The organism is Allobranchiibius sp. GilTou38 (assembly GCF_017565325.1).
Taxonomy (GTDB): domain Bacteria; phylum Actinomycetota; class Actinomycetes; order Actinomycetales; family Dermatophilaceae; genus Allobranchiibius; species Allobranchiibius huperziae.
Genome location: NZ_JAGEKN010000008.1, coordinates 51,686 through 76,863, shown reverse-complemented (window position 1 = coordinate 76,863; position 25,178 = coordinate 51,686). Strand labels below are relative to the sequence as shown.

Genomic DNA, 25,178 nt, shown 5'->3' with positions numbered 1-25,178 from the left:
CACGTCCACAACGCGAGAGGGTGGGTCGATGACCTCCGCCGTACGCCTGATCCGTTCGTCGACGTTGACCGACACCGTCGAATACGCCTACGCCGCAACCGCCCCGGCCGGATCCAGGTGGATCTTCCTCGCCGGGTCCTGCCCGCTGGACGACGAGGGCGGCGTGGTCGGGCGCGGCGATGTGGCGGCTCAGGCGCACCAGGTGATGCGCAACCTGCAGGTCGCCCTGGCCGACGCCGGCGCCGAGCTGAGGGACGTCGTCTCCACCCGCGTACTCGTCGCCTCCGCCGAGCGGTCCGACCTGGTCACCGCATGGCGGGTGGTGCGGGACGCGTTCGGCGAGCACGACCCGCCGAGCACCCTCCTCGGGGTGACCGTGCTCGGTTACCCCGACCAGCTGGTGGAGGTCGAGGCCATCGCCGCCGTCCTCTGACACCTCTTTTGGACATGCGCAACGGGGCATATGTGCCCCGTCGTGCATGTCCGAAAGCGGGGGTCAGCCGACCGTCGGAAGGGCCGCGCTGCGGTCGATCTCGGCCACGTCGCCGGTCTCACCGCCCAGGAAGGCCCGCCGGCCGACGATGAAGACGTAGAGGAGGAAGAGCACCTCCACGAGCACCCCGATCCCGATACGCGCCGCGGTCGGCAGCCCGGACGGCGTCACGAACGCCTCGATCACGCCGGTCACCAGGAGCACGACGATCAGGCCGAGCGCCAGCGTGATGACCGACCGTCCCTCCGCGGCCATCGCGTCGGGACGGGTGCGGTCACCCGGCTCGACCCATGACCAGAAGAGCTTCAGCCCGCCTGCTGCAGCCACGAACACCGCTGTCAGCTCGAGCATCCCGTGCGGCAGGATCAGCCCGAAGAAGAGTGAGAGCTTGCCGTGCGAGGCCATCAGGCCACCGATGATCCCGACGTTCAGCACGTTCTGGAACAGGAGGTAGATCACCGGCACGCCCAGCACGCCGACCGCGATGCACAGCGCTGCGACCCACACGTTGTTGGTCCAGACGCGGGTCGCGAAATCGGTGGCGGAGTACTGGGAGTAGTAGTCAGCGAAGTCGTGGTTGACCAGTTGATCGGCCTGCTTCCCGCTGATGAACGACGACTGCACGCCCGGGTGCTGCGCGACCCATACGCCGATGATGAACGCCACCGCCACGTCGACCACCAGCACGGTCAGCCACCACCGCCGCAGCCGGTAGAGCACCGCCGGGAAGGTGACCGCGAAGAACTGCGCGACGCCCGACCAGGTGCTGGTGCGCCCGCCCATCGAGCTGGCACGTGCGCGTGACAACAGGGCGGACAGGTACTGCACCAGGGCGGGATCGGCCGCCGCCGAACGGATCTGGGACAGGTGCGTCGCGGTGCGCTGATAGAGGTCGAGCAGTTCGTCGGCCTCCGCGGCGGTCAACCGACGCCGCGCCCCCAGGTCACGCAGGCGCTCCCACTCCGGGTGGTGGGCCGCGACGTACGCGTCCAGATCCATGGCGCAAAGGTACGCTGACCGACGTGACGGACCGGGGGAAACTCGCGGAGCCGCGCGCCCTGCGTGGCGCCGAGGCGGACACCATGGTCACGGGCGAGGCCGTCCTGATCGACATCCCGCCCGCGTCCCTGCCCATCCGCGTGGTCGCCCGCGTGATCGACACCGTCCTCTACCTGCTCCTGCTGATCGCGCTCCTCGTCGTGGTCCTCGCGCAGTCGTTCGACGCGAGCGCGGCCACCACCCAGACGCTCGCGCTGCTCAGCACCGTCGGCTGCCTCCTGGTCGTCCCCGTGGCGGTCGAGACCCTGACCCGCGGGCGATCGCTCGGCAAGCTGATCTGCCGGCTCCGCGTGGTGCGCGACGACGGTGGCCCGATCGTCTTCCGGCATGCGTTCGTGCGCGGACTGGTGGGCTTCGTGGAGCTCTTCATGGCGTACGGCGTGCCGGCCGTCATCGCGGCGGTCGCCACGACCCGCGTCAAGCGGCTCGGCGACCTCGCCGCCGGCACGTACGTCGTGCAGGAGGACGTGCGCCTGCGACTCGCGGCGCCGCCGGAGGTGCCGATGCGACTGGAGCGGTGGGCCCGGTCGACCGACATCTCGGCCCTGCCCGACGGCGCCGCCCTCGCGGTGCGTCAGTTCCTGCTGCGGCGGCGGACCCTCACGCCGGCGGCCCGCGCGCGGCTCGGCGCCGACCTCACGGCCGCGGTGCGCCCGAGCGTCGCGCCGCCACCGCCGCCCGGCACGTCCGACGAGGAGTTCCTGGCCGCCGTACTCGCCGAACGCCGTCGCCGCGACCAGCAGCGCCTCGCCCGCGACGCCAGGCAGCGCTCCCGCGTCGTACCGGTCGACGAGCTCACCGGCCGCTGAATCCCACGATCGCAGCCGGTCAGCGCGCCTCGTAGCCCGGCTTGATCTGCTCCTCGATGATCGCCAGCCGCTCGTCGAAGGGCAGGAACGCCGACTTCATGGCGTTGATCGTCACCCAGCGCAGGTCCTCCCGGTCCCACCCGGCGTCCTGCACCAGCAGCCACATCTCCCGCGACATCGACGTGTCGCTCATGAGCCGGTTGTCGGTGTTGACGGTGATCCGGAAGCGCAGGTCGCGCAGCTGCGTGATCGGGTGCGCTGCGACCGAGGTCGCGGCCCCCGTCTGCACGTTGGAGGACGGGCACAGCTCCAGCGGGATGCGGCGGTCTCGGACGTACGACGCGAGCCTCCCGAGCTGCACGCGGGACGTGCCGAGCCCCTCGATGTCGTCGACGATCCGAATGCCGTGGCCGAGCCGCTCAGCGCCGCACCACTGGATGGCCTCCCAGATGCTCGGCAGCCCGAACGCCTCACCGGCGTGGATGGTGAAGTGCGCGTCCTCGCGGCGCAGGTACTCGAACGCGTCGAGGTGCCGGGTGGGCGGGTTGCCCGCCTCCGCACCCGCGATGTCGAAACCAGCGACCTCATCGTCGCGGTATCGCACTGCCAGCTCTGCGATCTCGGTGCTCTTGGCGGCGTGCCGCATCGCGGTCAGCAGCGCCCTCGCTCGGATGGTGCGGCCCTGCTCCGCCGCGAGCGACTCCCCTTCGCGCAGACCGGCGTTCACGGCCTGCACCACGTCGTCCAGGCTCAGCCCCTGCTCGAGGTGCTGCTCGGGCGCGTAGCGGATCTCGGCGTAGACGACGCCGTCCGCGGCCAGGTCCTCGACGGCCTCACGCGCGACACGACGCAGCGCATCGGCCGTCTGCATGACGCCGACGGTGTGCGCGAACGTCTCCAGATAGCGCACCAGCGAGCCGGAGTCCGCGTTCTCCCGGAACCACTGCGCGAGCTGCGACGGGTCGCTGGTCGGCAACCCGTCGTAACCCGTCTCGTCCGCCAGCTGCGCCACCGTCGACGGCCGCACACCGCCGTCCAGATGGTCGTGCAGCAGCACCTTCGGAAGCCGGACGATCTCTTCGTAGGTCAGGGGTGCCTGGGTCTGCGACATCCGGTCACTGTACGGCGAGCGCCGGTGCTCTCAGGCGATCCGGTCGATCAGCAGCGGGAGTCGATCGGACACGTCCGCGTCGGCGATGTCGAACGCGGCCTCCAGCGACGTCAACGCCCGCTCGAATCGCTCCGGGGTGTCGGTGTGCAGTGTCAGCAGCGGCTCCCCCGCACGCACGGAGTCACCCGGTCGCGCATGCCACTGCACGCCGGCGCCGGCCTGCACGACGTCCTCCTTGCGCGCGCGCCCGGCACCGAGCCGCCAGGCCGCGACCCCCACCTGCAGCGCGTCGAGCCGGGTCAGCACCCCGTCGCGCGGTGCGGTGACGACGTCCTGCTCACGGGCGACGGGAAGCGTCGCCGATGGGTCACCTCCCTGCGCCGCGATCATCGCCCGCCACGCGTCCATCGCGCGTCCGTCGGCGAGGGCGTCCGCGGGATCGACGTCGCAAACGCCTGCGGCAGAGACCATCTCGCGTGCGAGCGCGAGGGTCAGCTCGCGTACGTCGGCGGGACCGCCTCCCGCGAGCACCTCGACGGACTCGGTCACCTCGAGCGCGTTCCCGGCGGTCAGACCAAGCGGCGTCGACATGTCGGTCAGCAGGGCGACGGTGCGGACACCCGCGTCCGTGCCGAGGCCGACCATGGTGGTGGCCAGTTCGCGCGCGTCGGCGACGTCCTTCATGAACGCGCCCGATCCGACCTTCACGTCGAGCACCAGCGCGCCCGTGCCCTCGGCGATCTTCTTGCTCATGATCGAGCTGGCGATGAGCGGGATCGCCTCGACGGTGGCGGTGACGTCGCGCAGCGCGTAGAGCTTCCTGTCGGCTGGCGCGAGACCGGCGCCGGCCGCGCAGATGACCGCACCGACCGAGTCCAGCTGGGACAGCATGGCCTCGTTCGTGAGGTCGGCGCGCCAGCCCGGGATCGACTCCAGCTTGTCCAACGTGCCGCCCGTGTGGCCGAGTCCGCGCCCGGACAGCTGCGGCACGGCGACACCGCACGCCGCGACCAACGGCGCCAGCGGAAGGGTGATCTTGTCGCCCACACCGCCGGTCGAGTGCTTGTCGGCGGTGGGGCGGGACAGCCCGGAGAAGTCCATCCGCTCTCCGGAGGCGATCATCGCCGCGGTCCAGCGGGCGATCTCGCGCCGCGTCATGCCGTTCAGCAGGATCGCCATCGCGAGCGCCGACATCTGCTCGTCGGCCACCACGCCGCGGGTGTAGGCGTCGATCACCCAGTCGATCTGGCCGTCGTCCAGCTCGTGGCGGTCGCGCTTGGCGCGGATGACATCGACGGCGTCGTGCGATTCAGGCATCCACCGATCCTGCCACGGCCTCGGGGGCGGACTCCCGCCCGCTCCGATCACTCGGGTGCGCAACCGCGTTCGGGCCCGAAACGTCCCGCCTCGCCCGTAAGCTCGCGGCACGCGCCCACGTCACGGGCGCGTCCATCATGTTCGAGGGGAACCCACCGATGTCGATCACGTCCACGCTCACCCGCACCGCCGCCACCGCGACGCTGCTCGCCCTCCCGCTCGGCCTCGCCGCCTGCGGCGGCAGCAGCGACAAGGTGAGCGTCAGCTCGTCCAGCAGCTCCAGCTCCTCGAGCAGCGCGTCGAGTGCGCCGAGCAGCACCACCTCCAGCTCCTCCAGCAGCGCGCCCGCCTCTACGACTCCGTCGAGCACGAGCGTCAGCTCCTCCGCTGCTGCCGGCGGCGGCAAGCCCACCAAGGCAGCAGCGACCGCCGGTCTCGCGAAGGGTCTGGAGCAGACAGCGCAGGGAGCCAAGCTCAAGCCGGCGGTCGTGCAGAAGATCTCCGCCTGCATCGTCGACAAGACCTACGACAAGGTCAGCGCCAGTGCGGTGAAGGCGTACGCCGCCGCGGACAAGAACGCCCGGCTCGACTCGAAGGACAACGCGATCTACCTGGCCGCGGCTGCCGCCTGTGGCAAGGAGCTCGGCCTGCGCAAGTAGCCGCCCCTGGGTGGCATACATATGTTTCCGGTGGCATACCTCTCCGGGCTGCACCCGAAAGACAGGCATGCCACTCGGCGGTGAGGGGCTAGAGGTTGTGGGCCCCGAAGGCCTGCGGCAGCATCTCGCTCATCGACCGGACGCCGAGCGGTGTCTGCAGCAGGCACTCGGGTCCGCCGTGCTCCCAGAGCAGCTGCCGGCAGCGCCCGCAGGGCATCAGCGCCTCGCCCGAGCGGTCCACGCACCAGACCGCCATCAGCCGGCCGCCGCCGGTGCGCGCGAGGTCGCCGACCATCCCGCACTCGGCGCACAGGCCGACGCCGTACGAGGCGTTCTCCACGTTGCAACCGGACACGATCCGGCCGTCCTCGACGAGCCCCGCGACCCCGACCGGGAAGTTGCTGTACGGCGCGTACGCGCGCTCCATCGCCTCGATGGCAGTGCGGTGCAACGACTTCCAGTCGACCTGGGCCTGCGCGTTGGTCATGCCGAACCCTTCACGTAGGGCTCGCCGTCGGCTGCGGGGGCCCGCACCCGCCCGACCAGACCGGCCACCGCGAAGATCGTGACGACGTACGGGAGCATGCTCAGCAGGTTGGAGTTGATCTGCAGCGGCGGGTTCACGAAGGACAGCACCGACTGCAGCGCGCCGGCGAAGCCGAAGAGCAGCGCCGCGCCGAGGGCTCCCCGCGGTGTCCAGCGGCCGAAGATCACCGCTGCCAGGGCGATGAAGCCCTGCCCGGAGGAGATGTTCTTGCTGAAGGACCCGACGTTGCCGATGGTGAGGAACGCCCCGGCGAGCCCGGCGACACAGCCGCCGAGCACGACATTCTGGTAGCGCAGCCGCAGCACGTTGATACCGACCGTGTCGGCCGCTTGCGGGTGTTCGCCGACAGCCCGGGTGCGCAGTCCCCAGCGGGTGCGGATGAGCGCCACGTCGATCACGATGACGATCGCGTACATGGCGTAGACGATGTAGTTCTGGTCGAAGAGCACCGGACCGACCACGGGAATGTCGCCCAACAGCGGGATCTTCGCGGGGTCGAAGAAGCTGGGGTTGTTGGTGCCATTGGAGTTGTTGGCCATGATCGCGTCGAAGAGGTAGCCGGTCAGGCCGAGCGCGAGCACGTTGAGCACGACGCCGAGAATCACCTGGTTGACCAGGAACTTGATCGCGAAGACGGCCAGCAGCAGACCGAGCAGGCCGCCGACGACGATCGCCGCGATGACCCCGGCGAACAGACCGGCGACCGTCCCGAGCAGCGCACCCGCGAAGGCGCCCGCCAGCATCTGACCCTCGATCGCGACGTTGATCACGCCGCTGCGCTCGCAGAGGATGCCGCCCATCGCGCCCAGGACGAGCGGGGTGGCGAGCAGGAGTCCCTGCTGCAGCAGGGAGGTGAACTGCACCGTCTTGCCGCCGGTGCCCGCCCACGCGAGGAACGCCAGCAGGAAGAGCACGCCGACGCCGCTGCCGACCCAGCGCATCGTCACCGGCGTGAAACCGCGCACCAGATGGTAGATCCCGGCCAGCACGATCAATGCTCCGACGACGAAGCAGAACGGCGCCTCGGCGAAGCTCAACGTCGGCACGTGCACCTGCGCGCCGCCGGCGTCGAAGCCGAACTTGGCGTCCTTCTGGGTGCCGGTCGTGCCGAGCACGAGCGCGGTGAAGAGACCGATCACCATCAGCGCGATCGCGACGACCGTGCGGCGGGTACGTGACGGTCCGACCCGCACCGTCTTGTGGTGGACGACGAGTTCCTCGTCGGTGACCGGCGCGCTCATCGGGACTCTCCTTTCGTCGGGGTCCCCGCGAAGTATCGGAGCGCAGCGGAGAACTTCGTGGGGTGACTCATCCGTTCCATCCCTTCGCGACCACGGCGGTCTGGCCGCCGCCACTGCGGCGTAGCCGGAAGATCAACCGCACCAGTCCGGGGGCGGCGATGAAGAGCACGATCAGTGCCTGCAGCACCTGCACCAGGTCCGACGGGGTGTTGGTGGAGGCCAGCAGCTGCACCGAACCGGCGCGCAGCGCGCCGAAGAGCATGCCCGCCCAGAAGGTGCCGATCGGCGATCCGCGGCCGAGCAGCGACACGGTGATCGCGTCGAACCCGACGCCTGCGTCGATGTCGCTGGTGACCTGCGGGGAGGTGCCGAGCACCTGGGCGCTGCCCGCGAGCCCGGCGAGGGCGCCGACGATCAGCATCACCACGATGTAGACGCTGGAGATGCTGATGCCCGCCGTACGCGCCGCGTCCTGATTGGCGCCCACGGTGCGCAGCCGGAAGCCGAAGGTGCTGCGGTTCAGCAGCCATGCCACTGCCACGGTCGCCGCGATCGCGACGAGGAACGCCACGTTCGCGCGCAGAGCCGACCCGAGGAGGTGGGGATACATCGCGTTGTGGCCCACGGCGGGCGAGATGGCCTGGTTGTACGGCTTGGCCTGGAATCCGTGCACCCCGAGGAGGTACTGGATCAGGCCGAGCGCCACGTAGTTGAGCATGATTGTGGTGATCACCTCGTGCGCCCCGGTCTTGGCCTTGAGTACGCCGGCCAGCCCGGCCCACAGCGCACCGCCGAGGATGCCGGCGAGCACCGCCACGATCACATGCAGCACCACGGGCAGGTGCCAGCTGAAGCCGACGTACCCGGCGAAGATCGCGGCGAGCAGGATCTGGCCCTGCGCGCCGATGTTGAACAGGCCCGCGCGGAAGGCCAGCGTCACCGACAGGCCGGCGAAGATCAGCGGCGTCGCGCTGACGATGGTCTCCGAGATCGGGCCGAAGATGGTGGTGGCGTTGCCGCTGGAGAGGCTGGAGGGGTTGAGGATCGACCCCTCGAAGATCGCGACGTACGCGCCGGACACCGCGTGCCACGCCGCGGAGATGGTGTCCATCGGAGCCGCGGTGAAGTAGCCCGCCGCGGTGCGGGTCGCCTGGTCCGACGCGATGATCAGGATCGACCCGATGACCACAGCGGCGAAGATCGCGAGGATCGTCAGGATCGCGGGGTGGTCGCTGCGGAAGATCTCGCGCAGTCGCCCCGCGCCGCCGTCCGGCGTCTGGTCGACCTTGCTGCTACCGCTCTCCGGGGTGCCCACCGCGGGCTCGCCCCCGGCCTTCTGCTCGCTCACGCGGACTCCTTCGTGTCGTGATCGCCGGTGTCGCCGTGCTGGCCACCCATGAGCAGGCCGAACTCCTGTGCGGACGCGGTCGGCGGCAGCTCCCCGACGATGGCGCCGCGGTACATGACCCCGATCCGGTCGGCGAGGCTCACCACCTCGTCCAGCTCCGTGGACACCAGCAGCACCGCGGCTCCGCGGTCGCGCTCGGCCACGATCCGTTTGTGCACGAACTCCATCGAGCCGACATCGACGCCGCGGGTCGGCTGCGACACCACGAAGAGGCGCAGCGGGCGCGACAGCTCGCGGGCCAGCACGACCTTCTGCTGGTTTCCACCGGACAGGGTCGAGGCGGTGGCGCCGGGCGACTCGGTCCGCACGTCGAACTCCTCGACGCGCGCGGCCGCGTTCTTGGCGATCTCCTTGTTGTTCAACTGGACCCGGCCGCCGAAGGGCGCCTGGTCATACATGTCGAGCACGAGGTTCTCGGCGATGCTGAAGCTGGAGACCAGCCCGTCGTGCGCGCGGTCCTCGGGCACGTACCCGACACCGGCGCGCAGGATGTCGTACGTCGTGTCGTCGGTGACGTCCTCGCCGTCGATGATCACGCGCCCGGACGCCGGCTCGATCAGCCCGACGATGGCCTCGGTGAGCTCGGTCTGGCCGTTGCCCTGCACGCCGGCGATCGCGTAGATCTCACCGCCGCGCACCGAGAAGGAGATGTCGTCGACGAGCACCTGGCCCGCCGCGTCGACCACCCGCAGCTTGTCCACGTCGAGGATGACGTCGCGCGGCTTGGCGGGTTCCTTATCGACCCTCAGCTGCACGGTGCGGCCGACCATCATGGCGGCCAGCTCGGCGGCCGTCGCGGTCGGTTGCGCGGTGCCGACGACCTTGCCGCGCCGGATGACGGTGATGGTGTCGGCGACCTCGCGCACCTCGCGCAGCTTGTGGCTGATGAAGACCAGGGAGGTGCCCTGCGCCTTGAGCGAGCGCATGACCTCCATCAGGTGGTCGGTCTCCTGCGGGGTGAGGACCGCCGTCGGTTCGTCGAGGATGAGCACCTTGGCCTCGCGGGCCAGTGCCTTGAGGATCTCCACCCGCTGCTGGATGCCGACCGGGAGGTCCTCGACCTTGGCGTCCGGGTCGACCTCCAGGTGGTGGCGGTCGGACAGCTCGCGCACGAGCTTGCGAGCGCGGCGCAGATCGAGGAAGCCGCCGCGGGAGGTCTGCTCGGCGCCGAGCATGATGTTCTCGGCCACGGTGAGCACCGGCACGAGCATGAAGTGCTGGTGCACCATGCCGATCCCGGCGGCCATCGCATCTCCCGGCCCCTTGAAGGTGACCGGTGCATCGTCCACCAGGATCGTGCCCTCGGTGGGCTCGTAGAGCCCGTAGAGCACGTTCATCAAGGTGCTCTTGCCGGCGCCGTTCTCGCCCAGCAGGGCGTGGATCTCCCCCGGCTGCACGACCAGATCGATCTGGTCGTTCGCGGTGAAGGTGCCAAATCTCTTGGTAATCCCCTGCAACTGCAGTTTCATCGTGAAGGCCCGCTCCGTTGGTCGTCGACGCTTCGCGCGAGGTTACCCGCCCCGCCGTCCGTCGTCGGTACGTCGGCTCGTGATCGGGTGGCCGCGCGGCGCGTTGGGACCGCTCCCGATCGTCATACGGAAGGCGGGGCGAGCCCGTCGGCCCGCCCCGCCCCTGCGATCACCGGTGTCAGCTGGTGGGCTGGCTCGGTGAGGTGATCTTGATCGATCCGGACACGATGCCGGCCTTGACCTTCGCCAGCTCCGCCTTCAACGTGGCCGACTCGCTGTTGTTGTTGTCGACCAGGCCGACGCCCCCGTTGGCGAGGGTGCCGATGTAGTTACCGGTCGGGTAGGTGCCGTCCGCGGAGGACTTCAGGTAGGCCTGCACACCGCCGCTCAGGTTCTTGGTGACGCTGCCGACCATGTACTTGCAGTACTGCGCGGCGCTCTCGCAGCCGTCGGTGTCGACCCACATGATCTTCAGCTTGCCGCCGGAGGCCTGTGCCGCCGCGCCCGCGCCCAGGCCGGATCCGCCCGCGACCGGGAAGATGATGTCAGCGCCGTTACTGGCCATCGACTGGCTGACCGACTTGCCCTTGTTCTGGTCGGTGAAGCTGTTGGAGAACGTGCCCTTCTTGGTCTTTTCGTCCCAGCCGAGCACCTGCACCGACTTCTTCATCTGCGTGTTGTAGTACTCCACGCCCTCCTGGAAGCCGTCCATGTAGATGGTCACCGGCGGGATGTTGAGCCCACCCCAGGTGCCGACCTTGCCGGTCTTGGTGAGACTGGCCGCGAGGTAACCGCCGAGGAAGCCGGCCTGCGCGGTGTTGTACTGAATGCCGTAGAAGTTGGCGCCCGTGCCCGGGGAGTCGACCTCGGCGAAGTGCACCTTCGGGTAGGCCTTGGCCGCAGACTTCACGTTGTCGGACATCAGGCCGCCGACGCCGATCACCGTGGCGCACCCGCCGGTGGCGAGCTTGGTGAGGTTCGGGGTGTAGTCCGCGCCGGAGTTGCTCGGGACGTACTTGATCGAGATGTTCGGGTTCGCGGCGTTGGCCGCCTTCATGCCGTCCCAGGACGACTGGTTGAAGGAGCGGTCGTCGACGCCACCGGTGTCCAGCACCATGCACGCGTTGATCTTCTTGCCGACGGCCTTCGCAGCCGCCGTGGAGCCGGAGCTGCTACTACCGCTTCCGCTCGATCCCGATCCGGGCTTGCTGCCACAGCCGGTCAGGGCCAGCGAGCCGAGTGCGGCAACCGCCGCGATCTTCATCACCGAACGCACAGACATCTCCTTGTAGGTGGGGGGCACATCGGCGCCGACTCACGCTGATGGCGCAGACGTCGGGCGGGGTGCGGACGCGCAAAGATTACCGGCGCGTTCGGGCAGGTCCGGCCGTGTCGGCGCGACCGTTATCAAACGGTTGCGCCACGGCGGCCGGCGAACGGTCGCGCCGACAGGCTCAGACGGCGGCGTCGGCCGCGGAGTCCGGCCGCAGCAGGCAGGTCGCGGCCAGCAGGGTGGCCCCCACGGAGATGGCGCGCTCGTCGACGACCAGGTCGCCCTGATGCAGCTCGTACGTCGGGCCGCCGGGTGTGCGGGTGCCGAGCCGGCCCATCGCACCCGGCGCGCGGGCCAGCATCCAGCTGAAGTCCTCGCCGCCCAGCGACTGTTTCGTCGGCACGACCGCGTCGGGCCCGACGGCCGCGCGGCAGGCCGAGGTGAGCAGCCCCACCGCTGTCGCGTCGTTGACCACGGGCGGCACGCCGCGGGTGTACTCCACCTCGGCGGTCACGCCGTACGGCGCCACGACCTCGTGCACCAGCGTCTGCACCAGGTCGCCGGCCTGCTCCCACGCGTCGATGTCGAGCATCCGCAGGGTGCCCACGCACTCGCCCATCGCGGGGATGACGTTGGCGGCGTTGCCGGCCACGACGGTGCCCCAAACGAGAGCGGCGCCGACCCGGGGGTCCAGCCGACGTGACAGCGCGGCCGGCACGTCGGTGACGACCTTGGCGAGCGCGTACGTCAGGTCACCGGTCAGGTGCGGCCGGCTGGTGTGCCCACCTCGCCCGGAGAGGCGCACCCGGATGGCGTCGCAGGCCGCGGTGATCGGGCCCACCTTGAGGCCGACGGTGCCCACGTCGATGCTCGGGTCGCAGTGCAGCGCGAAGACCTGGTCGACGTCGTCGAGGGCGTGCTCCTTGACGGCGGTGTGGGCTCCGCCCGGCACGACCTCCTCGGCGGGCTGGAAGACCAGCCGCACCGCCATGTCGCGCTCGATGAGCTCCTGCTCGAACCTCTTCAGCGTGAGCCCTGCGCCCAGCACGACGGTGGTGTGCACGTCGTGGCCGCAGGCGTGCGCGATGCCGTCGTTGGTCGATGAGAAGTCCAGGCCGGTGCGCTCGGCGATGGGCAGCGCGTCGAGGTCGGCACGCAGCGCGACCCGGTACGACGGGTCGGCGGCGCCGATCTCGGCCGTCAGCCCGGTGCCCTCGAAGGTGCGCGACTCGATACCGGCGGCGGCGAGCACCTCGAGGACGCGGGCCGTGGTGCGCACCTCGTTGAAGCCGAGCTCGGGGTCGGTGTGCAGTGCGCGCCTCGTGCGGACCAGCTCGGGCATGAGCTCCTGCACCGTCGCCGCGACCAGACCGGGCATGTCGAAGGCTGCGCTGTTACGGGTGGGAAGGCTGCTCACGATCAACCGATGTTAGTTGCTGCTGCTGATCGGGCCTGGTGCAGGTGGGGTGCGCGGGTGGTCTGTCGGCGCTGCGGCCACTTTCCTGCGCCCGTCCCGTTCGACCTGGTGGGCTAGTCGGCGTGCGCGGGCGTGGAGTAGGTGACGACCACCGGCAGACGGAGGGTGTGGGAGAGCTCCTGCGCGAGCTTCGTGCGCCCCGCCCGACCGGCCACCGGGTCCTTCAACCGCGTGTCGGACGACGCGACCGACAGGTATCGGCAGGTCTCGATACCGACGCTGACCAGTTGATAGCGCTTCCAGTCCGCGTCCGGCACCGCGTTCTCCGCGGCCTCCAGCCGCTTCATCGAGTACGGCACCTTGGTCAGCGCGACCGGCACCTCGGCCCACGTCGGGTGACCGGCGCGAGCACCCGCGACCAGTTTTCGGGCGAGTGCCAAGTCGGTCATCTCCACGCTCATGCCGTGCTGCGAGGGGTTCAACCGGACCAACCCGAACGTGCTCGCATAGTGCGCGCCACCGGTGGCCTGGATGGACTGGGCGAGATCGCTCGTCGCCTGGTCGTACGGCGGGGGGCTCGGCGACGAACTCCGCGCCGGCGCCGTGACGAAGGTGTACGGGGTCGGGGAGTACGACGGCGCACCTGATGCGCTCTGCGTACCGCATCCGGCGATCGCGGCCGCCGCCATCGCGAGCGCCACCATGACCGTGACCTGCCGTCCCGCACCGCGCATCGACGCCACCTCCCCGCGAGTGACGCTAGACCCCCGGTGCGCACCGCGGGTGCGATCGGCGCGGATCGTCATGGTTCGGCGCCGACGTCGACCACCAGGAACGGCGCCGGCCCGGCGTCCGCGCGGTCGGCGAAGATCTCGGTGGCGGTCGCGCGTACGTCGTCGGTCAGCCCGCGCGCGCCGGCCCAGACGACCAGCGTGCCGGGCAGCTGCTGCACGTCGGACAGCGAGTCCGCGAGCGCGTCCCAGTTGTGGCCGAACCAGTCGGGCAGGTCGAACGCCCGCGCGCACTCGCGCAGGAACGCCGCCCGGTCGCCCCACGCCTCGAGGTGCACCACGTGCCAGCCTGCGCGCACGCCCTCCTCGGCGGCCACGACGGGGCCGATCTCCAGGATCAGTGCGCCCGACGCCGTGGCGGCCATCGCCCGCGCGAGCGCCAGCCGCGCCACCGCCTCCGGTCCCTCGCTCCCGCCCGGCCGACGCGGCGCGTCGTTCACCGTTGCACCCGGCGGAAGGTGTCGTAGTGGTCGGCCGTGTAGTACGCCGTACCGTCCCGGCCGACCACGATGCGGCGCGGGCCGCGATCGCCCGACCCGGGGGTGACCACCGTGTACTCGTGGTAGTAGCCGCGAGGCTGGATCGGCAGGTCCCGGTTGCGGTTCTGGTAGACCGTGCCGTCCTGCCGGTAGGGATAGGGACCGCCCTTGTCCACGAGGGAGAGCGTGTGGCGCGCCCCGCCCGGCAGATCGGCGTACGCCACGGTGCCGAGTCCGGAGGTGTCCTTGCTGCTCGAGCTCGCCGGTTGCGTCACCGACAGGAGCGTGGTGCTGGGCGCACTGTGGGGTTTGCTCCCCGAGCTCTGGTGCGCGATCCAGCCGATGATCAGCGCGACGACCAACAGCCCGAGCACGAGAGGCACGAAGCGTCGGCGAATCGTGCCGAGAGACAACACGATCGGCGCCTAGAAGAACTCGCGGGGCACGTACATGCCCCACACGTCGCGCAGCGCGTTGCTGACCTCGCCGCCGGTCGCGCGGGCCGCGAGCGCCTCCTTCATGGGGATGAGCGCGTTGTCACTGCCCTGCACGGCGGCACGCAGCGCGTCGAGTGCCTTCTCGACGGCGCCGTTGTCGCGTTCCTTGCGCAGCGTCGCGAGCCGCTCGCACTGCTCGGCCTCGATCGCGGGGTCCACCCGCAGCGGCACGTACGCCTCGTCGTCCTTCGTGACGAACTTGTTGAGCCCGACGACCGTGCGTTCGCCGCTGTCGATCTGCAGCGCCGTGGCGTACGCCGTGCGCTCGATCTCCGACTTCTGGAAGCCCTCTTCGATCGCCTTCACCGCGCCGCCCTTGTCCTCCACCTGCTGGATGAGCGCGAGCGCGGCCTCCTCGACGTCGTCGGTCATCGACTCCACGACGTAGGAGCCGGCGAACGGGTCGACGGTCTTGGTCACGTCGGTCTCGTAGGCGATGACCTGCTGGGTACGCAGCGCGAGCCGGGCCGCCTTCGCGGTCGGCAGCGCGATGGCCTCGTCGTAGGAATTGGTGTGCAGCGACTGGGTGCCGCCGAGGACCGCGCCGAGCCCCTGCAGGGCGACGCGCACCATGTTGACCTCGGGCTGCTGGGCGGTCAGCTGCACGCCGGCGGTCTGGGTGTGGAAGCGCAGCATCAGCGACTTGGGGTTCTTGGCGCCGAACTCCTCGCGCATGATCCGCGCCCACATCCGGCGGGCCGCCCGGAACTTCGCGACCTCCTCCAGCAGGCTGGTGCGCGCGACGAAGAAGAACGAAAGCCGGGGTGCGAAGTCGTCGACATCGAGGCCCGCGGCGATGGCGGCGCGCACGTACTCCTTGGCGTTGGCCAGGGTGAACGCGACCTCCTGCACGGGCGTGGCCCCCGCCTCCGCCATGTGGTAACCGCTGATCGAGATGGTGTTCCAGCGCGGGATCTCGCGGTGGCAGTAGGCGAAGATGTCGCTGATCAGCCGCAGCGATTCCGCGGGCGGGTAGATGTAGGTGCCGCGGGCGATGTACTCCTTCAGCACGTCGTTCTGGATGGTGCCCGTCAACTGGCTGGCGGCGATGCCCTGCCGCTCGGCGGTGAGCTGGTAGAGCAGCAGCAGCGTGCTCGCAGGCGCGTTGATGGTCATGCTGGTGCTGACCTGGTCCAGCGGCAGCTCGTCGAAGAGCACCTGCATGTCGTCGATGCTGTCGATCGCCACGCCGACCTTGCCGACCTCGCCGTGCGACAGCTCGTGGTCGGAGTCGTAGCCCATCTGGGTCGGCAGGTCGAACGCCACCGACAGGCCGCCGGTGCCGTGCTCGACGAGCTCCTTGTAGCGGGCGTTCGACTCGCGTGCGGTGCCGAAACCGGCGTACTGGCGCATCGTCCACGGCCGCCCGGTGTACATGCTCGGGTAGACGCCGCGGGTGTAGGGGTACTCCCCCGGCGCTCCCAGCTTCGCCTGCGCCTCGAAGCCGGCGAGCGCGGACTCGTCGTAGACCGGCTCGATCGGAAGCTCAGATTCGCTGTTCGCCATGATGCCCCGAGGTTATCGGCTCGCCTCCCTCCCCCGGTTGTCCGCACTTTCGCGCACCCGTCCGCACGACGCTTGTCAGCACTTTCGTGGCGCCGACACCAGAGATCTGCTGACAACCGGACGTGCACCCCGTCGGTTGTCAGCGTTCTGGTGACGCCGACACCAGAGATCTGCTGACAACCGATTCACCCAGCCCACCCTCGGCTCGCGAGAGCTCGCTGCAGCTGCCGCATGAACGGCTCCGGATCGCACCTCAACTCGGCACCGAGCACCCGCAACACGACGTCGCCGCTCAGCTGCAGCTCGTTGTGCTTGCGGTGGTCCTGACGGGCCTGCGCCACCGTGAGGTGCTGGATGCCGTCGATCTCGACCACCACCCCGTACGCCGCGAACCGAGCGTCGGTGTAGAACACCCCGCTGGGTCGCTGCAGCCTGTCCTGTCTGCTCGGCCGCGGCAGTCCGTGCCTTCGACATAGCTGGGCGAAGTCGAGCTCCCCCAGCGCCTCGGCACCGCCCCCGATCTCCACTACTGCACCGGCGATGGCCTTCGAGCGGCGACGATGCTGGGGCAGGCGGCCCAACGAGGCATCCAGCTCCGCAGCGCCGACGATCCGTTGCTGCACGGCCATCGCGAGCACGGTGTACGCGGCCCGCTCCGTCACCGCCCAGGTCGCCGCGCGAAGAGCGGCGAGCGCGGGTCGCACCCGGCGGAGATCGACGGCCTGGACGTCATCCTCGTCGAAATCCCTCAGGTGATGGATCCGGACCGCCGCCGAGCGTTCGACGCGGGCACCGCGCGGCACCGACACGTGGATGGTGTCCTCGAATCCACTCAGACCCGCGCACCGCAACGCTGTCACGCCGTCGAGCGCCGCTCGCGGAGATGCGCTCGACAGTGCGAGCCGCCAGGTCGAGCGTTCGTTCATCGGTGCGCCGACGATGGTGATGGATCGACGTACGACCTCCCACCGTCCCGCGTCGATCTCGCGTTGCAAGCGGTGCGCATCCAGCCACGGCACGTCCCGCACGCGCACGATCCCGTCGCTCGCCCCGGCCAGCAGGTGCACCCGGCCGGCCGCGTCCACTCGCTCCTCACCCATGAGGGCGAGGTTGGCGAAAGCGGGCTCGACGTGGTACCCCCGAACGCTGAGGTGTGGACGACGCCTGCCGTGCTCGCGAGATGTGGACGACGGTTGTCAGCGGGAAAGTGACGCCGACACCACAAAGACGCTGACAACCACGGAACCGCTCATCGGTTGTCAGCGGGAAAGTGACGCGGACACCAAAGAAACGCTGACAATCGCGAGGCGGACACTCGCGCGGCGACGCGAGGAGAACGCGGCGGGTCAGCCCAGTGCGCGGTTGAGGTCGCGCACGAGCGACGGGCCGCTGTAGACGAACCCCGTGTAGACCTGCACCAGTGCCGCACCCGCGTCGATCAGGGCCTTCCCGTCGGTGACGGACATGACCCCGCCCACCCCGATGACCGGCAGCACGGAGTGCTCGGCGACGTAGCGCACGATCCTGCGGGTACGCCGGGTGAGCGGCGAGCCGGACAGGCCCCCTTCCTCGTCGACGAGCGCGAGGTCGGCGCCGCGCAGCCCGTCACGGCTGAGGGTGGTGTTGGTGGCGACGATGCCCGCGATGTCGGCGTGCCCGGCGACCTCGAGGATGTCGTCGATGGCCTCGTTCTTCAGGTCGGGGGCGATCTTGACGAAGATCGGCACCGGGTCGCCGGAGCGGGCCTGCGCGAGCTGGGTGGCCTCCTGCACCAGGGTGGCGAGCAGCTCACCGAGCGGTTCGCGACCCTGCAGACCCCGCAGGCCTGCCGTGTTGGGGCTGGACACGTTGACCGCGATGTAGTCGGCGAGGCCGTCCAACGTGCGCAGGCACATGAGGTAGTCGTGCACGGCGTCGTCGACCGGCGTCGACTTGTTCTTGCCGATGCTGACCCCGACGGGGATGGAGAGCGGGCCGACCGCGCGCAGCCGGGTCGCGAGGGCCTCGACGCCGTCGTTGTTGAAGCCCATTCGGTTGATGATCCCGGTGCTGTCGTAGACCCGGAAGAGGCGCGGCTTGTCGTTGCCGGGCTGCGCCAGCGGCGTCACGGTGCCCACCTCGATGTGGGAGAAACCGAGCGCCGACCACCCCTTCAACGCCAGCCCGTCCTTGTCGACGCCGGCCGCGAGGCCGACCTTGCCGGGGAAGGTGATGCCGGCGACGTTCACCGGTGCCGTAGGTACGGCGCACGCGCGGCGTACCAGATCGAGGACGCGCGGCCGCTCGGCGAGAGTCGAAAGCCGTTGCAGCGTCTTGTGATGCGCAGCTTCGGGGTCACCCTCCTCGCTGCGGAAGAGCACGGGCCGCAGCACGCGTGTGTAACCGGCTTCCATCGTCTTGGCGAGCAGGTCCACGCCCCGCAGCTTACGAAGTACGCCGGGTCGGCGCGAACGGCGCGCTCAGATCAGGTGCGCGCGCCCGTCGAGCCGCAGCTGCTCGACGAGTTTCTTCACGTCCTGCGCCCGGTCGCGGGTGGTGACGAGCACGGCGTCCATCGTGTCGACCACGACGACGTCCTTGATGCCGAGCGCGACGACGGTGCGGCCCGACCCCGGCGCGACCACCCCGGTGGCGTCCCTCATCACGACCAGCGACGACTCACCGAGCACCTTGACACCGGGCTCGTCCTGACGGTCCATCAGCAGCGTGGCCAGGGAGGCGAAGTCGCCGACGTCGTCCCAGCTGAACGTCGCGGGGATGACGGCGACCTGGCCGTCGACCGAGGCGGGCTCGGCGATGGCGTTGTCGATGGTGATCTTGGTCAGCCGCGGCCAGAGCTCGGAGAGCCGGAAGGGACGCGCCGCGATCGCGCGCAGATACTCCGCGAGCAGCGGCTGGTAGTGGGCGATCATGTCCATCAGCGACTTGGCCTGCACCACGAACATGCCAGCGTTCCACCAGTAGGCGCCGCTCTCGAAGTACTCCTCGGCGGTCGGTCCGTCGGGCTTCTCGACGAACGCGTCGACCTCACGGGCCCGCGGCGCGCCGTCGACGGGCAACTCCCCGCCCACCTTGATGTAACCGAATCCCGTTGCGGGGTGGTTGGGTTCGATGCCGATGGTGACCAGCTTGCCGGTCCGCGCGACGTGCACCGCCTCGGTGACGCACTCGCAGAACGCGACCACGTCGTTGATGACGTGGTCGGCCGCGAAGGAGCCGATGATCGCGGCGGGGTTGCGCTGCTCCAGGATCGCGGCGGCCAGTCCGATGGCCGGCAGCGACTCCCGTCTCGAGGGCTCGGTCAGGAGGTTGTCGAAGCCCAGGGTGGGCAGCTGCTCGCGTACGGCGTCCACGTGCGGTACGCCGGTGACCACCATGAACCGCTCCTCGCAGAGCGGGACGAGGCGGTCGACGGTGCCCTGCAGGAGGGACTGGCCGGATCCGGTGAGGTCGTGCAGGAACTTCGGCGACGACTCCCGCGAGAGCGGCCAGAGCCTCGTACCGGAACCGCCCGCAGGGATGATCGCCCAGAAATCGGGGATCGCCGTCGGCAGGAGGGATTCGGACATAGTGGAACGCTAACCGAAAGGTCAGCGCATCGGAGCCATCCGGCCTGCTGCTGGACACCTCGTCTGACGGGCGCCGCTCACCGACCGTCGACCGCTCTTCACCGGATGATCACCCGGCCCGGCACCACGCGTTCACCCGCGCGTCGTCAGGCGCCGCGACCGTCGACGACATGCGGGTCGCCATCGTCTCCGAATCGTTCCTGCCCACCCTCAACGGCGTCACGACCAGCGTGTGCCGCGTCGCCGACCACCTGTTGGACGGCGGGCACCAGGTCCTGATCGTCTGCCCCTCACCCGCCCCCACGTCGTACCGGGGAGCACGGGTGCACACCGTCCCCGGAGTCACGCTGCGCGACTTCCGGGTCGGTGTGCCGTTCCCCGACCTGTCGAAGGTCCTGGCCGACTTCCGGCCGGACGTGGTGCACGCGGCGTCGCCGTTCGCGCTCGGCGCCCGGGGCATCGCGGCGGCCCGCGACCTCGGCGTGCCCACCATCGCGGTCTTCCAGACCGACATGGCGACCTACCTGTCACAGCACGCCGGCACCGCCTCGAGCGCCGTGGAGCGCGTCGTCTGGCACTGGCTGCGTCGCGTGCATTCCCTCGCCGACCTCACGCTGGCGCCCAGCGCCACCTGCGCGGCGGACCTGGAACGGCACGGCATCCCGCGCGTCGCGCCCTGGGGTCGCGGAGTGGACACCGACCTCTTCCGCCCCCGCGAAGCCGCCGACACGGCGACCCACAAGCTGCGCCGCTCCCTCGCGCCGCAGGGACAGACGATCGTGGGGTACGTCGGTCGCCTGGCGCCCGAGAAGGAGGTGCACCGGCTCGTCGAGATCGCCGACCTGCCGGAGGTCGCGCTGGTCGTCGTCGGTGACGGGCCGGGCCGCGCCAAACTGGAGCGGCTGCTCCCCCGGGCGCGCTTCCTCGGCTACCGGCAGGGAGCCGAGCTGGCCCGGGCGTACGCCGCGTTCGACGTCTTCGTGCACACCGGCACCTGCGAGACGTTCGGGCAGACACTGCAGGAGGCCATGGCCTCCGGGTTGCCGGTCGTCGCACCGGCCAGGGGTGGGCCGCTGGACGTCATCCGCGCCGGCGTGCACGGCCGACACTTCGACCCCGACCGGCCGGGCGCGCTGCAGGAGGCGGTGCGCGGGGTGCTCGCGGACCCGCTCGGCCGCCGCCGGATGGGTGCGGCCGGTCGTCAGGACGCGCTGCAGCGAGGTTGGGCGCCGGTGGTCGATCAGCTGCTGTCCTACTACGGGCTGGTCACGCACCCGGCGTACGACCGGCGCGTCGCCATATGACAGCGCCCGGGTCGCAGGGACCCGGGCGCCGCACAGACCGGTCGCTCAGTGAGCGCCCTTCTTGGCCTTGCGGAAGTCCTTGTTGAGCTGGTTGATCACGTCGAGCGGGATCTCCTTGGGGCACGCCGCGGCGCACTCCCCGATGTTGGTGCAACCGCCGAAGCCCTCGGCGTCGTGCTGGTTGACCATGGAGACCACGCGCGAGTCGCGCTCCGGCTGACCCTGGGGCAGCTCGCCCAGGTGGGCGATCTTGGCGCCCATGAAGAGCATCCCGGACGCGTTCGGGCAGGCCGCCACGCATGCGCCGCAGCCGATGCAGGTCGCGGTGTCGAACGCGCGGTCGGCGTTGGCCTTGGGCACCGGCACCGAGTGCGCCTCGGGGGCGGCACCGGTGTTGACCGAGATGTAGCCGCCGGCCTGGATGATCCGGTCGAACGCCGATCGGTCGACCACCAGGTCGCGCAGCACCGGGAACGACGACGCGCGCCACGGCTCGACGGTGATCGTCTCGCCGTCGCTGAAGGAGCGCATGTGCAACTGGCAGGTGGTGGTGACCTCGGGGCCGTGCGCCATCCCGGAGATCATCAGTCCGCACTGCCCGCAGATGCCTTCGCGACAGTCAGAGTCAAAGGCGACGGGCTCCTCGCCCTTGCCGATGAGGTCCTCGTTCAGGACGTCGAGCATCTCCAGGAACGACATGTCGTCGGAGATGTCGCGCACGTCGTACGTCGCGAAGTCGCCGCTGTCGTCGGGCCCGGCCTGACGCCAGATCTTGAGGGTGAGATTCATGGTTACTTGTAGCTCCGTTGCTTCAACTCGATGAAGTTGTAGACCAGGTCCTCTTTGTGCAGCGTCGGCGTGAGGGCCACGTCGTCGCCGTCACGGTCGGCGCCGAACTCCCACGCCGCGACGTACGCGAAGTTGTCGTCGTCGCGCAGCGCCTCGCCGTCCTCGGTCTGGCTCTCGCTGCGGAAGTGACCGCCGCAGGACTCGCGCCGGTGCAGCGCGTCGATGCACATCAGCTCGCCGAGCTCGAGGAAGTCCACGACCCGGCCAGCCTTCTCCAGCGACTGGTTGAGCGTGTCGGCGCTGCCGAGCACGCGCACGTTGCGCCAGAACTCCGCCCGCAGCGAGCGGATGAGGTCGATGGCCTTGTTCAGCCCCTCCTCGCTGCGCTCCATGCCGCAGTACTCCCACATGATGTGGCCGAGCTCGCGGTGGAAGGAGTCGACCGAGCGCTCGCCGTTGATGGATAGCAGCTTCTCGATCCGCTCGGTGACCTCGTTGCGCGCCTCGACCACGGCCTCGTGCTGCTCGTCGACCTTCTCGAACGGGCCGGAGGCGAGGTAGTCGCGGATGGTGTTGGGCAGCACGAAGTACCCGTCGGCAAGGCACTGCATCAGCGAGGACGCGCCCAGCCGGTTGGCGCCGTGGTCGGAGAAGTTGGCCTCACCCGCGGCGAAGAGCCCTGGGATCGTGGTCTCCAGGTCGTAGTCGACCCACAGCCCGCCCATCGTGTAGTGCACCGCGGGGTAGATGCGCATCGGCACGTCGTACGGCGACTCACCGGTGATCCGCTGGTACATGTCGAAGAGGTTGCCGTACTTCGCGGCGACCTGATCGCGCGACAGCCGCTCCATGGCGTCGGCGAAGTCGAGGTAGACACCGCGGCGGAAGTCGCCCACCTTCGGGCCGACGCCGCGTCCGTCGTCGCACATCGCCTTGGCCTGGCGCGAGGCGATGTCTCGCGGGACCAGGTTGCCGAACGCCGGGTAGATGCGCTCCAGGTAGTAGTCGCGGTCCTCCTCGGGGATGTCCCGGGGGTCCTTGTCGCAGTCGTCGCGGTTCTTCGGCACCCAGATGCGGCCGTCGTTGCGCAGCGACTCGCTCATCAGGGTCAGCTTCGCCTGGTGCTCACCGGAGACCGGGATGCAGGTGGGGTGGATCTGCGTGTAGCAGGGGTTGCCGAAGAAGGCGCCCTTGCGGTGCGCGCGCCACGTCGCGGTGACGTTGCAGCCCATCGCGTTGGTCGACAGGAAGTAGACGTTGCCGTAGCCGCCGGAGGCGAGCACCACGGCGTCGGCCAGGTGGGTCTCGATCTCGCCGGTCACCATGTCGCGGGCGATGATGCCGCGGGCGCGGCCGTCGACCACGATCACCTCGAGCATCTCGTGACGGGTGAACGCCTCCACGGTGCCGGCGGTCACCTGCCGCTCCATGGCCTGGTACGCGCCGATCAGCAGCTGCTGACCGGTCTGGCCGCGGGCGTAGAAGGTGCGCGCGACCTGCACGCCGCCGAACGAGCGGTTGTCGAGCAGGCCGCCGTACTCGCGGGCGAACGGGACGCCCTGCGCGACGCACTGGTCGATGATCGCGGTGCTGACCTCGGCCAGGCGGTAGACGTTGGTCTCGCGGGAGCGGTAGTCGCCGCCCTTGACCGTGTCGTAGAAGAGCCGGTAGACGGAGTCGCCGTCGTCGTTGTAGTTCTTCGCGGCGTTGATGCCGCCCTGCGCGGCGATGGAGTGCGCCCGACGCGGGCTGTCCTGGTAACAGAAGGACTTCACGTGGTAGCCGGCCTCACCGAGCGTGGCGGCGGCGGCACCGCCGGCCAGCCCCGTCCCCACGATGATCACCGAGAGCTTGCGCCGGTTGGAGGGGTTGACGAGCTTGTTCTCGAACTTCGCCTCGGTCCAGCGGTTCTCGATCGGGCCGTCGGGACACTTGGTGTCCGCGATCGGCTCGCCCTCGCGGTAGAGGTCTTGGATCAGGTCAGACATCTGCGGCCCTCACTTGATGACGCCGAACAGGATGAACAGGGGCGGGACGATGAAGCCGACGGCGACGATCACGCCGATGGCCAGGCCCGCGAGCTTCCAGTACCGCCGGGCCGCGGGCGTGCTCGCGAGGCCCAGGGTCTGCGAGGCGCTCCAGACCCCGTGGTGCAGGTGCATGAGCAGCGCGGCCATCGCGACCAGGTAGATCAGCGTCATCCACCACGTGTTGAACGTGTGCACGACCAGCTCGAACGGGTCCTGCGTGACCGACGCGCTCTGGCCGCCGGAGCCGACGTTCACCTTGAAGAAGGTGAACTCGATCAGGTGCCAGATGATGAAGAGCAGCAGCGCGAGCCCGCCCCAGCGCATCCACTTGGACGAGAACGACTGCACGACGGTCTTCTTCACCGCGTAGCGCTGCGGCCGGGCGGCCTTCGAGCGCTTCCACAGGGTGACCGCGGCGTAGATGTGCAGCACCACGCTGACCCCCAGCACGATCTCCATGATCGTGAGGAAGCCGTGCCGCGGCAGCTCCGGAGTGCCCAACGTGCGCAGGCCCTCGGCGTACTCGTTGTAGGCGGCGTGCCCGGCGAAGAGCTTGAGGTTGCCGTACATGTGCGCGAGCACGTACAGCACGAAGATGATGCCCGTGACCGCCATGACGGTCTTCAGGTAGACGCTGCTGCCCGTCTTCCCCGTGCGCTTGGCGCGCTTCGCAGGGAGGGTTGAAATAGCCACAGCCTGGAGATTACTGCGCAGTTGCGCGCGCCCCGCGCTTAGGTGGGCCTCACCCGGCGGATGTGGCGTGCGACACAGGTTGTACGCCGCGAGCGTCGGTTGTCGGCGCTGCGGCCACTTTCCTGCGTCTGTCGTCCGCGGCCGGGTGGGTTGTCGGTGCTGCGGTCACTTTCCCGCAGAGACGGGCACCCCGCGGGCGGCAGGCGTCCCGGCGAAGGAGAAGTGGCGCACGGGACGCCACACCTCGTCCGCACCGTGCTCGTAGAGGTCGAAACCCTCGACCTGGAACCGCGCCTCAAACCCCGCCAATTCGTTGAACGCGCGGTCCAGACCCTCTTCGGGTACGTCGTGGGCGACCGTCACGTGCGGGTGGTAGGGGAAGAGCAGCGTGCGGGCGACCGGGCCGGAGCGCACCTGCGCCTCGATCTGCTCGCAGCTGCTGATGCCCTCGGCGACCGCCACGAAGACGACCTCGGAGGTCGGCCGGAAGGTGCCCGTGCCGCGCAGCGTCATTCGAAAGGGGCTGTGCTGCGCGGCGACCGAGGCCAGGTGATGCAACAGCGCGTCCCGGTCGGCCTCCTCCAGTTGCGTCGGCGGCATCAGCGTGACGTGCGGCGGCACGGCATCGGCGAGGTCGTCGCCCGCGCGGCGCCGGGCCTCCTGCAACTGGGCCGCCCACGGCTCGGGCACCGCGAAGGAGACTCCGATGGTCGGCAT

The 25,178-nt window shown here is 69.8% G+C and carries 24 protein-coding genes; 4 read left to right on the top strand and 20 right to left on the bottom strand.

The annotated features are described in order from the left end of the window. Positions 1-28 precede the first annotated feature (28 nt). Positions 29-433, top strand: a complete 405-nt coding sequence (locus JOB34_RS11895) for a Rid family hydrolase (protein ID WP_208052928.1) — start codon at positions 29-31, stop codon at positions 431-433. 63 nt (positions 434-496) lie between these two features. On the opposite strand, the gene JOB34_RS11890 is transcribed toward JOB34_RS11895, so the two are convergent. Further along, positions 497-1,492, bottom strand: coding sequence for a stage II sporulation protein M (locus JOB34_RS11890; RefSeq protein WP_208052927.1), 996 nt, complete (start codon positions 1,490-1,492; stop codon positions 497-499). A gap of 23 nt (positions 1,493-1,515) precedes the next feature. Between JOB34_RS11890 and JOB34_RS11885 the strand changes: the two genes are divergently transcribed. Beyond that, a complete protein-coding gene (locus tag JOB34_RS11885; RefSeq protein WP_347813844.1) occupies positions 1,516-2,361 on the top strand; it encodes an RDD family protein in 846 nt (281 codons plus the stop codon). 19 nt (positions 2,362-2,380) lie between these two features. On the opposite strand, the gene JOB34_RS11880 is transcribed toward JOB34_RS11885, so the two are convergent. Then, positions 2,381-3,472 (bottom strand): adenosine deaminase, encoded by a 1,092-nt coding sequence (locus JOB34_RS11880; protein WP_208052926.1) that lies wholly within the window; start codon positions 3,470-3,472, stop codon positions 2,381-2,383. 30 nt (positions 3,473-3,502) lie between these two features. Then, positions 3,503-4,789, bottom strand: coding sequence for a thymidine phosphorylase (locus JOB34_RS11875; protein WP_208052925.1), 1,287 nt, complete (start codon positions 4,787-4,789; stop codon positions 3,503-3,505). Between the two features lie 158 nt (positions 4,790-4,947). On the opposite strand from JOB34_RS11875, the gene JOB34_RS11870 reads away from it, so the two are divergent. Further along, positions 4,948-5,448 carry a hypothetical protein gene (locus JOB34_RS11870; RefSeq protein WP_208052924.1) on the top strand — a complete coding sequence of 167 codons (501 nt, stop codon included), beginning with the start codon at positions 4,948-4,950 and terminating at the stop codon, positions 5,446-5,448. A gap of 88 nt (positions 5,449-5,536) precedes the next feature. On the opposite strand, the gene JOB34_RS11865 is transcribed toward JOB34_RS11870, so the two are convergent. The 13 genes from JOB34_RS11865 to JOB34_RS11805 all read right to left on the bottom strand — a co-directional run bounded on the left by JOB34_RS11865 (position 5,537) and on the right by JOB34_RS11805 (position 19,645). Continuing rightward, the gene (locus JOB34_RS11865) at positions 5,537-5,935 is read right to left on the bottom strand and encodes a cytidine deaminase (RefSeq protein ID WP_208052923.1); all 399 of its coding nucleotides are present in this window, start codon (positions 5,933-5,935) and stop codon (positions 5,537-5,539) included. Then, on the bottom strand, positions 5,932-7,236 hold the full coding sequence (locus tag JOB34_RS11860; RefSeq protein WP_208052922.1) for an ABC transporter permease: 1,305 nt from the start codon (positions 7,234-7,236) through the stop codon (positions 5,932-5,934). The genes JOB34_RS11865 and JOB34_RS11860 overlap by 4 nt, the downstream gene beginning before the upstream one ends. 67 nt (positions 7,237-7,303) lie before the next feature. Then, complete coding sequence (locus JOB34_RS11855) at positions 7,304-8,584, bottom strand: ABC transporter permease (protein WP_208052921.1); 1,281 nt, start codon at positions 8,582-8,584, stop codon at positions 7,304-7,306. Then, complete coding sequence (locus JOB34_RS11850; RefSeq protein ID WP_179482210.1) at positions 8,581-10,113, bottom strand: ABC transporter ATP-binding protein; 1,533 nt, start codon at positions 10,111-10,113, stop codon at positions 8,581-8,583. Before JOB34_RS11850 ends, JOB34_RS11855 begins: the two co-directional genes overlap by 4 nt. A gap of 178 nt (positions 10,114-10,291) precedes the next feature. Then, a complete protein-coding gene (locus tag JOB34_RS11845; protein ID WP_208052920.1) occupies positions 10,292-11,389 on the bottom strand; it encodes a BMP family ABC transporter substrate-binding protein in 1,098 nt (365 codons plus the stop codon). 178 nt (positions 11,390-11,567) lie between these two features. Further along, on the bottom strand, positions 11,568-12,764 hold the full coding sequence (locus JOB34_RS11840; RefSeq protein WP_208053081.1) for an amidohydrolase: 1,197 nt from the start codon (positions 12,762-12,764) through the stop codon (positions 11,568-11,570). 152 nt (positions 12,765-12,916) lie between these two features. Next, positions 12,917-13,537 carry a hypothetical protein gene (locus tag JOB34_RS11835; RefSeq protein WP_208052919.1) on the bottom strand — a complete coding sequence of 207 codons (621 nt, stop codon included), beginning with the start codon at positions 13,535-13,537 and terminating at the stop codon, positions 12,917-12,919. A 68-nt stretch (positions 13,538-13,605) separates the two neighbouring features. Beyond that, positions 13,606-14,034 (bottom strand): barstar family protein, encoded by a 429-nt coding sequence (locus JOB34_RS11830; protein WP_208052918.1) that lies wholly within the window; start codon positions 14,032-14,034, stop codon positions 13,606-13,608. Next, positions 14,031-14,456, bottom strand: a complete 426-nt coding sequence (locus tag JOB34_RS11825) for a ribonuclease domain-containing protein (RefSeq protein WP_347813843.1) — start codon at positions 14,454-14,456, stop codon at positions 14,031-14,033. Before JOB34_RS11825 ends, JOB34_RS11830 begins: the two co-directional genes overlap by 4 nt. 42 nt (positions 14,457-14,498) lie before the next feature. After that, positions 14,499-16,076, bottom strand: a complete 1,578-nt coding sequence (locus JOB34_RS11820) for a methylmalonyl-CoA mutase family protein (protein ID WP_243758030.1) — start codon at positions 16,074-16,076, stop codon at positions 14,499-14,501. A gap of 185 nt (positions 16,077-16,261) precedes the next feature. Beyond that, positions 16,262-17,176 carry a DUF559 domain-containing protein gene (locus tag JOB34_RS11815; RefSeq protein WP_208052917.1) on the bottom strand — a complete coding sequence of 305 codons (915 nt, stop codon included), beginning with the start codon at positions 17,174-17,176 and terminating at the stop codon, positions 16,262-16,264. Positions 17,177-17,422: 246 nt separating this feature from the next. Next, entirely contained in the window at positions 17,423-18,490 is a 1,068-nt protein-coding gene (locus tag JOB34_RS11810) for a quinone-dependent dihydroorotate dehydrogenase (protein ID WP_347813842.1), read from the bottom strand. 45 nt (positions 18,491-18,535) lie between these two features. Next, positions 18,536-19,645: a mannose-1-phosphate guanylyltransferase gene (locus JOB34_RS11805; protein WP_208052916.1), complete on the bottom strand. Its 1,110-nt coding sequence runs from the start codon at positions 19,643-19,645 to the stop codon at positions 18,536-18,538. A 170-nt stretch (positions 19,646-19,815) separates the two neighbouring features. Here JOB34_RS11805 and JOB34_RS11800 point away from each other — a divergent pair, with 170 nt between their 5' ends. Next, positions 19,816-20,949, top strand: coding sequence for a glycosyltransferase family 1 protein (locus tag JOB34_RS11800; RefSeq protein ID WP_208052915.1), 1,134 nt, complete (start codon positions 19,816-19,818; stop codon positions 20,947-20,949). A 45-nt stretch (positions 20,950-20,994) separates the two neighbouring features. Here the strand turns inward: JOB34_RS11800 and JOB34_RS11795 are convergent, their stop codons facing one another. From JOB34_RS11795 to JOB34_RS11780, 4 genes are all read right to left on the bottom strand, one after another. After that, on the bottom strand, positions 20,995-21,738 hold the full coding sequence (locus JOB34_RS11795) for a succinate dehydrogenase/fumarate reductase iron-sulfur subunit (RefSeq protein WP_208052914.1): 744 nt from the start codon (positions 21,736-21,738) through the stop codon (positions 20,995-20,997). Positions 21,739-21,740: 2 nt separating this feature from the next. Then, positions 21,741-23,726, bottom strand: a complete 1,986-nt coding sequence (locus JOB34_RS11790) for a fumarate reductase/succinate dehydrogenase flavoprotein subunit (RefSeq protein WP_208052913.1) — start codon at positions 23,724-23,726, stop codon at positions 21,741-21,743. A gap of 9 nt (positions 23,727-23,735) precedes the next feature. Beyond that, complete coding sequence (locus JOB34_RS11785) at positions 23,736-24,461, bottom strand: succinate dehydrogenase cytochrome b subunit (protein WP_208052912.1); 726 nt, start codon at positions 24,459-24,461, stop codon at positions 23,736-23,738. Between the two features lie 165 nt (positions 24,462-24,626). Continuing rightward, complete coding sequence (locus JOB34_RS11780) at positions 24,627-25,178, bottom strand: 2'-5' RNA ligase family protein (protein WP_208052911.1); 552 nt, start codon at positions 25,176-25,178, stop codon at positions 24,627-24,629.

Bases quoted from the DNA above. Each gene is read 5' to 3' on its own strand.
- JOB34_RS11805 (WP_208052916.1), bottom strand. From the start codon at position 19,645: ATGTCCGAATCCCTCCTGCCGACGGCGATCCCCGATTTCTGGGCGATC.
- JOB34_RS11890 (WP_208052927.1), bottom strand. From the start codon at position 1,492: ATGGATCTGGACGCGTACGTCGCGGCCCACCACCCGGAGTGGGAGCGC.
- JOB34_RS11800 (WP_208052915.1), top strand. From the start codon at position 19,816: ATGCGGGTCGCCATCGTCTCCGAATCGTTCCTGCCCACCCTCAACGGC.
- JOB34_RS11840 (WP_208053081.1), bottom strand. From the start codon at position 12,764: ATGCCCGGTCTGGTCGCGGCGACGGTGCAGGAGCTCATGCCCGAGCTG.
- JOB34_RS11815 (WP_208052917.1), bottom strand. From the start codon at position 17,176: ATGGGTGAGGAGCGAGTGGACGCGGCCGGCCGGGTGCACCTGCTGGCC.
- JOB34_RS11860 (WP_208052922.1), bottom strand. From the start codon at position 7,236: ATGAGCGCGCCGGTCACCGACGAGGAACTCGTCGTCCACCACAAGACG.
- JOB34_RS11870 (WP_208052924.1), top strand. From the start codon at position 4,948: ATGTCGATCACGTCCACGCTCACCCGCACCGCCGCCACCGCGACGCTG.
- JOB34_RS11875 (WP_208052925.1), bottom strand. From the start codon at position 4,789: ATGCCTGAATCGCACGACGCCGTCGATGTCATCCGCGCCAAGCGCGAC.
- JOB34_RS11865 (WP_208052923.1), bottom strand. From the start codon at position 5,935: ATGACCAACGCGCAGGCCCAGGTCGACTGGAAGTCGTTGCACCGCACT.
- JOB34_RS11780 (WP_208052911.1), bottom strand. From the start codon at position 25,178: ATGCCGACCATCGGAGTCTCCTTCGCGGTGCCCGAGCCGTGGGCGGCC.
- JOB34_RS11790 (WP_208052913.1), bottom strand. From the start codon at position 23,726: ATGTCTGACCTGATCCAAGACCTCTACCGCGAGGGCGAGCCGATCGCG.
- JOB34_RS11880 (WP_208052926.1), bottom strand. From the start codon at position 3,472: ATGTCGCAGACCCAGGCACCCCTGACCTACGAAGAGATCGTCCGGCTT.
- JOB34_RS11895 (WP_208052928.1), top strand. From the start codon at position 29: ATGACCTCCGCCGTACGCCTGATCCGTTCGTCGACGTTGACCGACACC.
- JOB34_RS11835 (WP_208052919.1), bottom strand. From the start codon at position 13,537: ATGCGCGGTGCGGGACGGCAGGTCACGGTCATGGTGGCGCTCGCGATG.
- JOB34_RS11850 (WP_179482210.1), bottom strand. From the start codon at position 10,113: ATGAAACTGCAGTTGCAGGGGATTACCAAGAGATTTGGCACCTTCACC.
- JOB34_RS11795 (WP_208052914.1), bottom strand. From the start codon at position 21,738: ATGAATCTCACCCTCAAGATCTGGCGTCAGGCCGGGCCCGACGACAGC.
- JOB34_RS11820 (WP_243758030.1), bottom strand. From the start codon at position 16,076: ATGGCGAACAGCGAATCTGAGCTTCCGATCGAGCCGGTCTACGACGAG.